This window comes from Rhizobium sp. C104, from assembly GCF_022354505.1.
Lineage (GTDB): Bacteria > Pseudomonadota > Alphaproteobacteria > Rhizobiales > Rhizobiaceae > Rhizobium > Rhizobium redzepovicii.
Window position 1 is genome coordinate 3,757,444 of record NZ_CP092348.1, and the last position, 12,939, is coordinate 3,770,382.

Consider the following 12,939-nt stretch of genomic DNA (forward strand, 5'->3'; position numbering starts at 1 on the left):
TGCCCGGCCTTGAGGTGATGATTACTTGGCGACGACCGCCTTATCAGGGTTCGGCGGGAAGGCCGGATCGGTCTTCTTGCCACGCAGCAGATCGAGCGCGTAGTTCAGCTGGACGTCGTCCTTCGGATCCGGCGGCACATAGGCAACGGAGCCCGAACCTTCGTCGGTCTCGCTCTGGCCCTTGATATGGCCGCGCAGGCTGGATTCGCCTTCGGTCACCATCTTGCCCTGCAGTTCCTCGGGCAGCGGCTCTTCGACCTTGATGTCGGGGGTGATGCCGGTGCCTTGGATCGAGCGGCCCGACGGCGTGTAGTAGAGCGCCGTGGTCAGGCGCAGCGCGCCGTTTTCGCCGAGCGGAATGATCGTCTGGACGGAGCCCTTGCCGAAGGAGCGCGTGCCGAGAACGGTGGCGCGGCGCAGATCCTGAAGGGCGCCGGCGACGATTTCCGATGCGGAAGCCGAACCGCCGTTGATCAGCACGATAACCGGCTTGCCATCGGTCAGGTCGCCAGGACCGGCATTGAAGCGGCGGGTTTCATCGGGATTGCGGCCGCGGGTCGAGACGACTTCGCCGCGCTGCAAGAGGGCGTCGGAGACGTTGATCGCCTGATCGAGCAGACCGCCCGGATTGAGGCGCAGGTCGAGGACATAACCCTTCAGCTTATCGGCCGGAACGGTGTCCTTGATCTTCTTGATCGCCTTTTCCATGTCGGGATAGGTCTTCTCGGTGAAGGAGATGATGCGGAGATAGCCGACATCGTCCTCGACACGCGACTTGACGGCCTGGACGGCGACGACGTCACGGACGATCGTCAGCTCGATCGGCTTGTCGGCGCCCTTGCGGATCAGCGTCAGCTTGATCGGCGTGTTGACGGCACCGCGCATCTTCTCGACCGCGTCCTCGAGCTTCAGGCCGCGCACGGACTGGCCGTCGATCTCGGAAATGTAATCACCGGCGAGAACACCGGCCTTGGCGGCGGGCGTATCGTCGATCGGGGTGATGACCTTGACGAGTTCGTCTTCCATCGTGACTTCGATGCCGAGGCCGCCGAACTCACCCTTGGTCTGGGTGCGCATATCCTCGGCGTCCTTCGCATTCATGTAGCTCGAATGCGGATCCAAAGAGGAAAGCATGCCGTTGATGGCGTTCTCGATCAGCTTGTCTTCGGCCGGCGGCGTCACGTACTGGGCGCGCACACGCTCGAAGACATCGCCGAACACCGAGAGTTCCTTGTACGTGGACGATCCGGCCGCTTCTGCCGGCACACCCGCCGAGTAAATGACGCTCATGGCGGTCGCACCCATCAATGCGCCGACCAGAACAAGAGAAGCCCTACGAATCATTGCGTGCCTTTCCAGTGTCTTTGGCGGTCCACCACGGTCGGGAATCGACCGGTTTACCGTCCTTTCGAAATTCAATGTAAAGCGTTGGCCGGTCCGTTTCCAGCGCCAATGCAGTTGCGCTTGCCACTCTTTTCGCGCCCATCACGGCGAGCGGCTCGCCGGCGAAAACGAATTTTCCCTGACGGGTATTGATCGTCTCCATTCCCGAGAGAACCAAGTGGTAGCCATCGCCGGTGTCGAGGATGATCATCTGGCCGTAACTGCGGAAGGCGCCGGCGAAAACCACCAGGCCATCGGCAGGCGCCGTCACCACCGTTTCCGGATTGGTGGCGACCGTCATTCCCATTGCCTCGTGTCCGGTGCCGTCGGCATCGCCGAACTGGCGCAGGATATCGCCCGCAACGGGCACCTCCAATTTCGCCTTCAATTCTCCGAAGCGATATGCGGGCGCAATGCGGTTTTTATCGGGCACGCCGCTGTCGGCCAATGCCTTGGCCTGGGCGCGCTGCTCGTCGGTCATCAGCTTGCGATTCTCCTCCGCCTGGCGGGCGGCCGCAGCCGCATCGCGCACCGAAGCGATCTCGGATTCCACCGAGGCGACGAGGCCTTCAAGGTTGGTCGCCTTGCCCGCCAGTTCCTCTGAGCGTTTCTTCTCGGCCTCGAGTTCGGCGGCATTGCTGCGGCTGAGCTTGTCGTTTTCGGCAAGCAGCAGGTCCATGCGCCGCTCTTCCTCGATACCATCGGTCATCGTCGCGGTCAGGCCGGCCTTTTCGGCAGCGCTTGCTGTCTGCAAGGCGGCAAGGCTTGCCAGGTCTGCGGCAAGCTTGTCGGTCTCCTTGCGGATGCCGGGCACGACGGCGCCGAGCAGGATGGCGCTGCGCACCGAGGCGAGCGCGTCATCGGGGGTGACGAGCAAAGCGGGCGGCGGGTTGCGGCCCATGCGCTGGAGCGCTGCCAGCACCTCGGCCAGAAGGCCGCGGCGCTCGTGCAGGGACCGGCGGATGCCATCCTCCTTGACGCCGAGATCGGCAAGCTTCTTCTCGCTTGCAAGGATCTGCTTGTCGAGCGCCTTGCGGCGGGCGGCGGACTCGATCAGCGCTTGGCGGATGCTTTGCGTGCTCTTGTCCAGATCGGCGATACTCTGTTGAAGCGCGCTCACCTTGTCGCTGGAAAGACTGATCGTTTTCGACAGGATTTCCAGTTCGGCACGGGTCTTGTCCCGTTTGGCGGCCAGCTCGGCGGCCGGGTCGGGCGGCGGCGGCTCGGCTGCCGGCTGCGGCGCAGATTGCGCCGCTTCAGGTGCGGCATCCTGCGCCCGGACGATGAAGGGATTTGCCGACACGGCAACCACCGCTACACCGACACCGGCCGCGATAGCCGGCAGGATCATGCGGTGTCGCCTGGTTGCTTCTCTCGTCATGCGTGTTAGGGCACTTTCTCAAATCGCGCGGAGACTAAGCTGATTTGGCGCGCTTTGCCAGAAAGTTTGACGGCCAACGGCCGGCAGGCGGAACACGGCTGCGTGACAATGCGAATTGCCGAACGCTGGAGCATCAGACGCGGTGATAGGGGTGGCCGGACAGGATGGTCACGGCGCGATAGAGCTGTTCGGCGATCAGCGTGCGCACGAGCTGATGCGGCCATGTCATCTTGCCCAGACAAAGCGTGGCGTCGGCACGGTCGTAGAGGGAGGGATCGAGGCCGTCAGCGCCGCCGATGGCGATCGTCAGGTCGCGTTTGCCCTGGTCGCGATAGGCGCCGAGCAGGCCCGCGAAGGCTTCGCTGTCGAGCGCCTTGCCGCGTTCGTCGAGAAGAATGAGGATGCTGCCATCGGCAAGCGATTTCAGAAGCAGTGCCGCTTCCTCGCGCTTGCGGGTTTCCGCATTGGAGGCGCGGCTTTCGGCCACTTCCGCAACACGGGTAAGTTCGAGGCCGACGGCAGGGCCGGCCTTGGCGAAACGGTCGAAATAACGGGCCGCAAGATCCTTTTCGGGGCCGGATTTCAGCCGTCCCACCGCAAAAAGACCAATTCGCATTCATCCGCTCCCGCTGATGCGGCACATCGGGCGCACAAGGCGCCGCCGGCCGGTTTTCATATTGCCCGGCCAGCCAATGCCACGTTCAGGCGCCGGACAGAATGCCGGCCTGCCTGTCAGTGCCGCGTTTCTTCATCCATATCCGGAGCCGCCCACATCTTTTCGATGTTGTAGAACTCGCGGATTTCAGGACGGAACACATGCACGATAATGTCACCGGTGTCGATCAGCACCCAATCGCCGCCTTCCTGGCCTTCGACGCGGGCCGTGCCGAGGCCGTCGTCCTTCAGGTCGGTGAGCAGGTGATCCGAGATCGCCATGACGTGCCTGTTCGATCGGCCGGAGACGACGATCATGTAGTCTCCGAGCGCCGATTTTCCGGCAATGTCGATGGTGACGATATCTTCAGCTTTGGAGTCCTCGAGGCTGGCGAGGACGGTTTCTAGGGCACGGGCGGCGGCATCGGCGCCACGTTCCGCACTCTTCGGGATAACGGCGAACGTTTTTCCCTTGGCGTGTACTGTTGTCAGTGCTTTCCCTTTCCTGGAATGACAAACCATGCACAACACGAGATCCGATCGAGACCGGATCATGGTTAAGATAGGCATCAAACCATTAATGTTTCAAGACGTGCTAAGATACAGAACGGCCGAAAATCCGATCTGGCGTCCGAATTGAAGAATATTGCCGCGCGGGCTGCTGGTGCAGGCGGTGTACAGTTTCCGTACCGCCGCGTAAAGTGCGCCAAATTTCACGATTTCACGATTCGATGACCGATCCAGCCGCAAAAACACTCGTGCCCGTCCTGCGAATCAGCTTCCCGGATGAGGATCGGCTCGGCCACGGCAAGATGGAGCTCCTGGAGCACATACGCGCGACCGGATCGATCTCGGCGGCGGGCCGGGCGATGGACATGTCCTATCGGCGCGCATGGCTGCTGGTCAGCGAGATGAACCAAATGTTCTCTGAACAGGTGGTGGAGCCGCAGCGCGGCGGTCAGAAGGGCGGCGGCGCGGCGCTGACGCCGTTCGGGAAGAATTGCTCGAGCGTTTTCGCCGGATGGAAAAGACGATGCGCGAGAGCCTCGCCGAAGATCTCGCCTGGCTCGAAGCAAAACGCGGTCTGTAGAGAACGGATCAGGCCTCCAAAGCAACCGTCTTGATGACGGCGAAGACGGTCTTGCCGGGGCGAAGATCGAGGCGCTCGCAGGACAATGCGGTAATGCGCGAAAGAATGGCGTCGCCGCCGCAGTCGATCCGGATTTCGACGGTTCCGTCCTCGTCCGAAGATATGGCTTCGATCCTGCCTTCGAGAATGTTCAACGCGCTGAGGCCCTCGGGCCTGACGGTCGCCAGCATGACGTCGCGCGATGGAATTCGGATGCGCACCGGTCGGCCTGGCGCAAGCGCTGCGCCCGGAATATGCAGCTGCGAGGATTTCAGCGCGACGGTCGACAGGCGGTGATGGGCATCGAAGCTTTCGACGATGCCTTCGAGCAGCGCGCCCGCCTCTTTCCGGTCGGCCGCCGCAGAGGGACGGCTCAAGATGTCGACGGCCGGGCCGGTCGCCTCCACCTTGCCGTCGCTGAGGACGATTACCTGGTTTGCCAGCCGCGCCACCTCCGCGATCGAATGGCTGACATAGATGATCGGAATTTCGGTCTGATCGCGCAATCGCTCCAGATAGGGCAGGATCTCGGCCTTGCGCGCCTCGTCGAGGGCCGCCAGCGGCTCGTCCATCAGCAGCAGGCGGGGCGCAAAGAGAAGGGCGCGGCCGATGGCGACACGCTGCTTCTCGCCGCCGGAAAGTTTTGCCGGGCTGCGCTCCAGCAGCGGCTCGATGCCGAGCAGGTCGACGATGCGATCGAAGTTTTCCCCGCCTACGGTCTTCGCCGTGAACCAGCGGCCGTAGGAAAGATTGGCGCGGACGCTGAGATGCGGGAAAAGCCGCGCCTCCTGGAAGACATAACCGAAGCGGCGGCGATGTTTTGGGACGAAAGTGCCGGTTGCGGTTTCGGTCAGGGCCTCGCCGTCAAGGATAACGCGGCCTTCGTCGGGGCGGGCGAGGCCGGCGATGATGCGGATCATCGAGGTCTTGCCGGAGCCGGAGCGGCCGAATAGTGCGGTGACGCCACGCTCGGAGGTGAAGGCGGCGTCGAGCAAAAAGCCGCCGAGCCTCTGTTTTGCCGCGACGATCAGCGTCATTCGGGATCGATCCTTTGGCCGGCGAGGCGGGCGAGGAATTCGGAGGCGAGCAGCGCGGCCATGGAAATGACGATGGCGACGGCTGTCAGCCGCAGTGCGCCAGCATCGCCGCCCGGCACCTGGGTAAACGTGTAGATCGCTGCCGACAGCGTCTGGGTTTCGCCGGGAATGTTGGAGACGAAGGTGATCGTCGCGCCGAATTCACCCATCGCCTTGGCGAAGGAAAGGATCATGCCGGTGATGATGCCGGGCAGCGTCAGCGGCAGGGTGATCGTCAAAAACACCCAGGCGGGACCGGCGCCAAGGGTTCCTGCCGCCTCTTCCAGCTTACGGTCAACAGCCTCGATCGACAGGCGGATGCTGCGCACCATCAGCGGAAAGGCCATGACGGCGCAGGCGAGTGCCGCGCCCGTCCAGCGGAAGGAAAGGACAATGCCGAAATACTGGTCGAGCAGGCTGCCGACCGGACCGCGGCGACCGAACAGGATGAGAAGAAGGAAGCCGGTGACGACGGGGGCAGGATCAACGGCAGGTGCACGATGCCGTTCAGCACCGACTTGCCCCAGAAGCGGCCGCGGGCAAGCAGCAGAGCGACGAGAATGCCGAAGGGCAGGCTCGCCAGCATGGCGACAAAAGAGACGCGCAGGCTGAGCAGGATCGCCGTCCATTCCTCGTTGCTCAGGCCGAAGATGTCCAAATGCAGCTATCTCCCCCGGAAATTCGGTATCACTCGGTGTCTGCCCGTCATCCGGCTGCCGCCACCTTCTCCCCAAACGGGGCGAAGGGGATATGCCGCGACCTCTCCGTCCCTCGCCAACCTTTCGCAGGGCACGTCCCCTCTCCCCGCGAGCGGGGAGAGGGTTAGGGTGAAGGGCAGCCATTGGCTCGAACCGGACAGGAGGCTCGCCTAAGTGAGCCTTCACGCTAAGCTGTCACTGTTGATTCCGCAATCATTTGGCCGCTTCAATCACTAAGGATGGTAAAACCCTGCGCCGTGAAGAAGGCGGCGGCTTTGTCGGATTTCAGGAAGTCGAGATAGGCTGCGGCATCCGGGTTTTTGCTCTCGGCAAGAATGGCGACCGGGTAAATGATCGGCGGATGGGAATCGGCCGGGAAGGTGCCGACGACGGCGACACCCTTATCCGCGGCGGCATCCGTTTGATAGACGATGCCGTAGGGCGCTTCGCCGCGGGAGACGAGGGCGAGGGCGGCGCGGACGCTTTCGGCGCCGGCGACCCTGCTTTCCACGGATTTCCAGACGCCGAGTTTGTCGAGGGCGGCCATGGCGTATTTGCCGGCCGGGACCGATTTCGGCTCACCCATCGCCAGTTTGCCATCACCCAGAAGCGCTGCGAGATCGAAGCCCGGCTTGATCTCGACCGGTTTTGCCTTGGCCTTCTCGGCAACGAGCACCATCCGGTTTCCAAGCAGATTCGAACGGGTATCGGCCTTGATGAGGTTCTTCTCGGCGAGGTAGTCCATCCAGGCAAGGTCGGCCGAGATGAAGACATCGGCGGGTGCCGCGTTTTCGATCTGCTTGGCCAGTGCCCCGCTTGCCGCATAGGAGGTGACGGCTTCCTTGCCGCTTTCCTTGGCCCAGGCGGCATTGGCGGCATCGAGCGCATCCTTGAGGCTCGCCGCCGCAAAGACGGTGAGCTTGTCGGCGGCTGCGGCCGGCGTCGGAAGCGCGGCTGCTCCAAGCCAGATAGCGGTGATTGCGGTGGTTGCCAGTTTCATCCATTGCCGGCGGTTCTGCATGATTTACTCCCCAGGGATCGAAATATTGCGACGAATATAACGATGCTCATGACTTGGCCAGGGATATATCCAACAAAATATAACCGTATCGGCTGGGCACCCGCCATTCACGGAATCAGGAAGCGCCGGGGTTTCGGAGAAAAACCATATGCGGGCGCGTAACTGGCACGGGGATACCAGACGAGATGCTATGGGCCCAGCCGGGCAAAGGGTGTCTGGCCTGCCGATAAAAACGGCAGCATTCCCCAGTTCGTCCTCGATAGGATTGCATCGCTCGCATTGCTGCATTGCACAAATCGATATTCACCTTCCTGCGGAATATGATAAAACATAGTCATCGAAACGGCTTTCTCCTCCTCCCATAGCCGTTCGATAGGGTCGACAACACTCCTCCTCCCAGTTGTCGATCGAGTTTATAAGCCCGACGGATCCTCCCCGTCGGGCTTTCTCGTTTCTAGGATTTCCTTGAAAATCAGCCTATTCGGAACTGCCCGGCAGCGCGCCGTTGCGGATTGCTGTCGAACTCAGCCCGGAGCGCGGGCCGTGGATGAAGGTCCAGGCCGGCGCGGGTTTCTTCCAGAGAATACGCGCGTCGTCCTCGTCGACGCGGGCGAAATCGAAGGTCCTCGTCATTTTCGAGGAGAGATAGGAGAGCGTGGCGCCCGGCCGGTCGATCACCGCGATTGGGAAGGTGCGGACGATTTCCTGCCACTTCTGCCATTTGTGGAAGGTCTGCAGGCCGTCGGCGCCCATGATCCAGATGAAATGCACATGCGGATTGCGGGCCTTGACGCGGGCGAGCGTATTGGCGGTGTAGCTGACGCCGAGCGCCTGTTCGAAGGCGGTGACCTTAACGCGCGGATCGGCGGCGACACGCTCGCTTTCGGCAATGCGCTCGGCAAGCGGTGCCAGGTGGTTGCGGCTCTTCAGCGGATTGCCGGGGGTGACCATCCACCAGAGCTGGTCGAGGCCGAGCCGCTTGATGGCAATCTCGGCGACCAGCGCGTGGCCCTGGTGCGGCGGGTTGAACGAACCGCCGAACAGACCGACGACCATGCCGCGCTCGCTGTGCGGCATGCGGAGATAATGCCGGTCCAGACTCTCCGTCGTCACGTCAGGTCCGCGTCTGTCCGGCGCCGTGCACCCGATATTTGAACGACGTCAGCTGCTCGACGCCGACCGGGCCGCGGGCATGCATCTTGCCGGTAGCAATGCCGATCTCCGCGCCCATGCCGAACTCGCCGCCATCGGCAAATTGCGTCGAGGCATTGTGCAGCAGGATCGCCGAATCGACTTCGGTGAAGAACCGCGCCACGACATCGGGGTCCTCGGCGATCACAGCCTCGGTATGATTCGAGGAGTAGTTCTGGATATGGGCGATCGCGCCGGATATGCCGTCGACGACGGCGACCGAGATGATCGCGTCGAGATATTCGGTCGACCAGTCCTCCTCGGTCGCAGGCTTCAGGCCGGGGGCGACCTTCAGCACCGTCGGCGAAGCGCGGACCTCGCAGCCGGCCGCGGTGAGCACCTCGAGCAGCGGCGTCAGATGCGTGCCGATCGCGGCGCCATCGACAAGCAGGGTTTCAGCCGCGCCGCAGATACCGGTGCGGCGCATTTTGGCATTGACGACGATCTGCTTGGCCATCTCGATATCGGCCGAGCCATCGACATAGATATGGCAGAGGCCCTCGAGATGGGCGAAAACCGGCACGCGGGCCTCGCTCTGCACGCGGGCGACAAGGCTCTTGCCGCCGCGCGGCACGATGACGTCGATCGCTCCGTCCAAGCCGCGCAGCATGGCGCCGACGGCCGCGCGGTCGGTGACGGGCACGAGCTGAATAGCATGCTCTGGAAGTCCCGCCGCCTTCAGACCCTTGACCAGGCAGGCATGGATCGCCTGCGATGAACGGCGCGAATCCGAACCGCAGCGCAGGATCACGGCATTGCCCGCCTTGAGGCAGAGGGCGCCGGCATCGGCGGTGACGTTCGGCCGGCTTTCGAAAATGACGCCGATGACGCCGAGCGGCGTACGGACGCGCTCGATCTTCAACCCGTTCGGCCGGTCCCAGGCGGCGATGACTTCGCCGACCGGGTCGGCAAGGGCGGCAATGGCGCGGATTCCCTCGGCCATCTCGGCAACGCGTTTGTCGTTCAGCGTCAGCCGGTCGACGAAGGAGGCGAGCATCTCGCTGCCTTCGGTGTCTTTCAAATCCTTGGCATTCTCGGCAAGGATCTCCGCCTTGTTGGCCAGGATCGCATCGGCCATGGCGTTCAGCGCCCTGTTCTTGACCTCGGTGGACGCAAAGCTCAGCGGTCGCGCGGCAGCCTTTGCCTTGCGGCCGATGTCGTTCATCAGCGCGTCAATGTCAGGGCTTAGCGCAACGGTATCAAGCATGGGCCGCGTCCTTCTTCTGCCTTTCCGATTTCTGTCTGATCTGCGCGGTCATCACCATGTCGTCGCGATGGACCATGGCGGCACGGCCGGGATAACCGAGAATGGCCTCGATCTCCGCCGACTTGCGGCCGGCAATCCGGCGGGCATCCTCGGCATCGTAGCTGACAAGCCCGCGGGCGATCTCACGACCTTCAGGGCCGACGATCGCCACCGTATCGCCGCGGCTGAACAGGCCGGAAACGCCGCGCACACCGGCCGGAAGCAGGCTCTTGCCGGCGCCGAGGGCGGTGACGGCGCCGTCATCGACACGCAGTTCGCCGGCCGGCTGCAACTGTCCGGCGATCCAGGTCTTGCGGGCGGTGACCGGCGTGCCCGACGGCGCGAACCAGGAAGAACGGGCGCCGTTTTCGATCGCCGACAGTGGGCTTTCAGTCTTGCCGGAGGCGATGATCATGGCGCAGCCCGATGTCGTGGCGATCTTGCCGGCATCGATCTTGGTGCGCATGCCGCCGCGCGAAAGCTCGGAAGCCGCGCCGCCGGCCATCGCCTCGATCTCCGGGGTGATTTCGGAAATCGTCTCCAGAAACGTCGCGTTCGGGTCGAGATGCGGCGGCGCGGTGTAGAGGCCGTCGATATCGGACAAAAGGACGAGCAGATCGGCGCCGGTCATCGTCGCGACGCGGGCAGCCAGGCGGTCGTTGTCGCCATAGCGGATTTCGCTGGTGGCGACCGTATCGTTCTCGTTGATGATCGGCACGGCGCCGATTTTCAAAAGCTGATTGATGGTGGCGCGCGCATTGAGATAACGGCGGCGCTCCTCGGTATCCCCGAGCGTCAGCAGGATTTGGCCGGCGACGATCTCGCCGTGCGACAGGCTTTCCGACCAGGCGCGGGCCAGCGCGATCTGGCCGACGGCCGCCGCCGCCTGGCTTTCCTCCAGTTTCAGCGCGCCGGACGGCAGGTCGAGCACCGAGCGGCCGAGCGCGATGGCGCCGGAGGATACGACGAGCACGTCGATGCCCTTGGCCTTCAGCCCCGCAATGTCGGCGCACATGGCGTCAAGCCAGGCCTTTTTCAGCCCGGCCTTGCGATCGACCAGCAGGGCCGAGCCGATCTTGATGACGATGCGGCGGTAGCGGCCGAGCGGCTTACGGCTGGTCATCGGCCCCATCCTCGCCAAGGTCCTCAGCCTCATCGGCGACAGCAATGTCGCGATGGCGCAGCTTCGGCACCTTGGCCGGCTTTTCCTCGGCATTTTCTTCGACGATGATGTCGCGCAGCGCACGCAGCACCTCGGTCATGCCCTTGCCGGTGACGGCCGAAATCTGGAACGGCGTCTTGCCGCAGGCCTTGGCCAATTCCTTCGTCTTTTTCTTCAGTTCGGCTTCGTCGAGCACGTCGATCTGCGACAGCGCCACGATCTCGGGCTTGTCCGTCAGATCGTTGCCATAGGCTTCGAGCTCGTGCTTCACCGTCTTATAGGCCTTGCCGACCTTTTCCTCCTGGGCGGAGACGAGATGGAGCAGCACGCGGGTGCGCTCGACATGGCCGAGGAAACGGTCGCCGATGCCGACGCCCTCATGGGCGCCTTCGATCAGGCCCGGAATGTCGGCCAGGATGAATTCCCGCTCGTCGATGGTGGCGACGCCGAGATTGGGGTGCATCGTGGTGAAGGGATAATTGGCGATCTTCGGCCGGGCGCGGGTGACTGATGCCAGGAAGGTCGACTTACCGGCATTGGGCATGCCGACGAGGCCGGCATCGGCAATCAGCTTCAGCCGCAGCCAGATGGTCTTTTCCTCGCCGGGCAGGCCGGGATTGGCCCAATCCGGCGCTTGGTTGGTCGAGGTCTTGAAATGAGCGTTGCCGAAGCCGCCATTGCCGCCATGGGCGAGGCAGTAACGCTGACCTTCGACGGTGAGATCGCAGATCAGCGTTTCCCGGTCTTCCTCGAAGATCTGGGTTCCGACGGGAACCTTGAGCGTCACGTCGCTGCCATTGGCGCCGGTGCGGTTCCTGCCCATGCCATGGGTGCCGATCGTCGCCTTGAAATGCTGCTGAAAACGGAAATCGATCAGCGTGTTGAGGCCGTTGACGGTCTCGACCCAGACATCGCCGCCACGACCGCCATCGCCGCCGTCGGGGCCGCCGAACTCGATGAATTTCTCGCGCCGGAAGGAAACGCTGCCCCCGCCGCCGTCTCCGGATCGGATATAGACCTTTGCTTCGTCGAGAAATTTCATTTTACTTCCAGTATCCGGTGGCAGTTGGACGGCCCGTCTTGGCCCATTCGATATAGGCGGTTCCGACGGAGGTCAAAGATTATCGTGAATTTTGCGAGCTATAACATACAGTACGGCTTCGGTCTTGACGGCAGATACGATCTCGCGCGCATTGCCCGGAGCCTTGAGGGCGCCGATGTCATCGCACTGCAGGAGGTGACCCGCGGCTTCTCGCGCAACGGTTTTGCCGACATGGCGGCCGACTTTGCAGCCTGCTTTCCCGACTATTTCTGGGTGTATGGGCCGGCCTGCGACATCCATGTCGAGGCGGATAGCGGTGGTCGTCAGCCGGTGCGGGGCACCCGCTTCCAGTTCGGCAATATGGTGCTGTCGCGCTGGCCGATCCTTTCGACCCGGACGCTGCTTTTGCCGCGCAGCCGCACGATCGGCAAGATCAACCTGCAGCGCGGCGCGACCGAGGCGGTGATCGCGGTACCGGGCGGGGCGATCCGCGCCTATTCCGTTCATCTCGACCATGTCTCTCCCGACGAGCGCATTCGCCAGCTGCAATTTCTGAACGCGCATATCAACGCTTTCGTCCAGGAGGGCGGGTCGCTGACGGGGGGTAGCGAATTCGATCTGCCGGAGCCGCCGCTGCCGGAGGATTACGTCGTCATGGGCGATTTCAACATGGAGCCGGAATCGCCGGAATATTGCGCACTTGCCGGCGCCGGCGGCGGATATTACGGCCGCATCTCCAGGATCGGCACGCCGGTCGACGCCTTTGCGGCGCTCAAAGCTTACCGCCCGGAGAGCTACAGCTGGATGAATCCCGACGATCACGGCGAACGCATGCATCTCGATTATTGCTTCGTCAGTTGCGGCCTCGAGGGCCGGTTGAAATCCGCCCGGATCGATACGCAATCCGTCGGCTCTGATCATTTTCCCCTATGGGTCGAGATCGGCAATTGACGGAG

At 63.1% G+C, this 12,939-nt stretch carries 11 protein-coding genes and 2 pseudogenes; 2 read left to right on the top strand and 11 right to left on the bottom strand.

Going from position 1 to position 12,939, the window contains the following annotated elements:
• Positions 1–21: 21 nt before the first annotated feature.
• The 4 genes from MF410_RS19690 to rsfS all read right to left on the bottom strand — a co-directional run bounded on the left by MF410_RS19690 (position 22) and on the right by rsfS (position 3,940).
• Positions 22–1,344: a S41 family peptidase gene (locus MF410_RS19690; protein WP_003543943.1), complete on the bottom strand. Its 1,323-nt coding sequence runs from the start codon at positions 1,342–1,344 to the stop codon at positions 22–24.
• Entirely contained in the window at positions 1,334–2,734 is a 1,401-nt protein-coding gene (locus MF410_RS19695) for a murein hydrolase activator EnvC (protein WP_097625055.1), read from the bottom strand. The genes MF410_RS19690 and MF410_RS19695 overlap by 11 nt, the downstream gene beginning before the upstream one ends.
• A 163-nt stretch (positions 2,735–2,897) precedes the next feature.
• Complete coding sequence (rlmH, locus tag MF410_RS19700; protein WP_097625054.1) at positions 2,898–3,380, bottom strand: 23S rRNA (pseudouridine(1915)-N(3))-methyltransferase RlmH; 483 nt, start codon at positions 3,378–3,380, stop codon at positions 2,898–2,900.
• A gap of 116 nt (positions 3,381–3,496) precedes the next feature.
• A complete protein-coding gene (gene rsfS, locus MF410_RS19705) occupies positions 3,497–3,940 on the bottom strand; it encodes a ribosome silencing factor (RefSeq protein ID WP_003589592.1) in 444 nt (147 codons plus the stop codon).
• A 209-nt stretch (positions 3,941–4,149) separates the two neighbouring features.
• Between rsfS and MF410_RS19710 the strand changes: the two are divergent.
• A pseudogene (locus MF410_RS19710) lies at positions 4,150–4,508 on the top strand (winged helix-turn-helix domain-containing protein).
• A gap of 8 nt (positions 4,509–4,516) precedes the next feature.
• Here MF410_RS19710 and modC read toward each other — a convergent pair.
• The 7 genes and pseudogenes from modC to obgE form a co-directional block, all read right to left on the bottom strand.
• On the bottom strand, positions 4,517–5,584 hold the full coding sequence (modC, locus tag MF410_RS19715) for a molybdenum ABC transporter ATP-binding protein (protein WP_097625052.1): 1,068 nt from the start codon (positions 5,582–5,584) through the stop codon (positions 4,517–4,519).
• A pseudogene (gene modB, locus MF410_RS19720) lies at positions 5,581–6,281 on the bottom strand (molybdate ABC transporter permease subunit). The gene modC and the pseudogene modB overlap by 4 nt, the downstream one beginning before the upstream one ends.
• A gap of 266 nt (positions 6,282–6,547) precedes the next feature.
• Entirely contained in the window at positions 6,548–7,342 is a 795-nt protein-coding gene (gene modA / locus MF410_RS19725) for a molybdate ABC transporter substrate-binding protein (RefSeq protein WP_097625050.1), read from the bottom strand.
• 477 nt (positions 7,343–7,819) lie between these two features.
• Positions 7,820–8,419: a nicotinate-nucleotide adenylyltransferase gene (locus tag MF410_RS19730; RefSeq protein ID WP_239620443.1), complete on the bottom strand. Its 600-nt coding sequence runs from the start codon at positions 8,417–8,419 to the stop codon at positions 7,820–7,822.
• A 37-nt stretch (positions 8,420–8,456) separates the two neighbouring features.
• Complete coding sequence (locus MF410_RS19735) at positions 8,457–9,740, bottom strand: glutamate-5-semialdehyde dehydrogenase (RefSeq protein WP_097625048.1); 1,284 nt, start codon at positions 9,738–9,740, stop codon at positions 8,457–8,459.
• The gene (proB, locus tag MF410_RS19740; RefSeq protein WP_097625151.1) at positions 9,733–10,902 is read right to left on the bottom strand and encodes a glutamate 5-kinase; all 1,170 of its coding nucleotides are present in this window, start codon (positions 10,900–10,902) and stop codon (positions 9,733–9,735) included. The genes MF410_RS19735 and proB overlap by 8 nt, the downstream gene beginning before the upstream one ends.
• Positions 10,889–11,983, bottom strand: coding sequence for a GTPase ObgE (gene obgE, locus MF410_RS19745; protein WP_097625047.1), 1,095 nt, complete (start codon positions 11,981–11,983; stop codon positions 10,889–10,891). Before obgE ends, proB begins: the two co-directional genes overlap by 14 nt.
• Before the next feature lie 84 nt (positions 11,984–12,067).
• Between obgE and MF410_RS19750 the strand changes: the two genes are divergently transcribed.
• On the top strand, positions 12,068–12,934 hold the full coding sequence (locus MF410_RS19750; protein ID WP_097625046.1) for an endonuclease/exonuclease/phosphatase family protein: 867 nt from the start codon (positions 12,068–12,070) through the stop codon (positions 12,932–12,934).
• Positions 12,935–12,939 lie beyond the last annotated feature (5 nt).

Bases quoted from the DNA above. Each gene is read 5' to 3' on its own strand.
- MF410_RS19690 (WP_003543943.1), bottom strand. From the start codon at position 1,344: ATGATTCGTAGGGCTTCTCTTGTTCTGGTCGGCGCATTGATGGGTGCG.
- MF410_RS19695 (WP_097625055.1), bottom strand. From the start codon at position 2,734: ATGATCCTGCCGGCTATCGCGGCCGGTGTCGGTGTAGCGGTGGTTGCC.
- rlmH (WP_097625054.1), bottom strand. From the start codon at position 3,380: ATGCGAATTGGTCTTTTTGCGGTGGGACGGCTGAAATCCGGCCCCGAA.
- rsfS (WP_003589592.1), bottom strand. From the start codon at position 3,940: ATGGTTTGTCATTCCAGGAAAGGGAAAGCACTGACAACAGTACACGCC.
- modC (WP_097625052.1), bottom strand. From the start codon at position 5,584: ATGACGCTGATCGTCGCGGCAAAACAGAGGCTCGGCGGCTTTTTGCTC.
- modA (WP_097625050.1), bottom strand. From the start codon at position 7,342: ATGCAGAACCGCCGGCAATGGATGAAACTGGCAACCACCGCAATCACC.
- MF410_RS19730 (WP_239620443.1), bottom strand. From the start codon at position 8,419: ATGCCGCACAGCGAGCGCGGCATGGTCGTCGGTCTGTTCGGCGGTTCG.
- MF410_RS19735 (WP_097625048.1), bottom strand. From the start codon at position 9,740: ATGCTTGATACCGTTGCGCTAAGCCCTGACATTGACGCGCTGATGAAC.
- proB (WP_097625151.1), bottom strand. From the start codon at position 10,902: ATGACCAGCCGTAAGCCGCTCGGCCGCTACCGCCGCATCGTCATCAAG.
- obgE (WP_097625047.1), bottom strand. From the start codon at position 11,983: ATGAAATTTCTCGACGAAGCAAAGGTCTATATCCGATCCGGAGACGGC.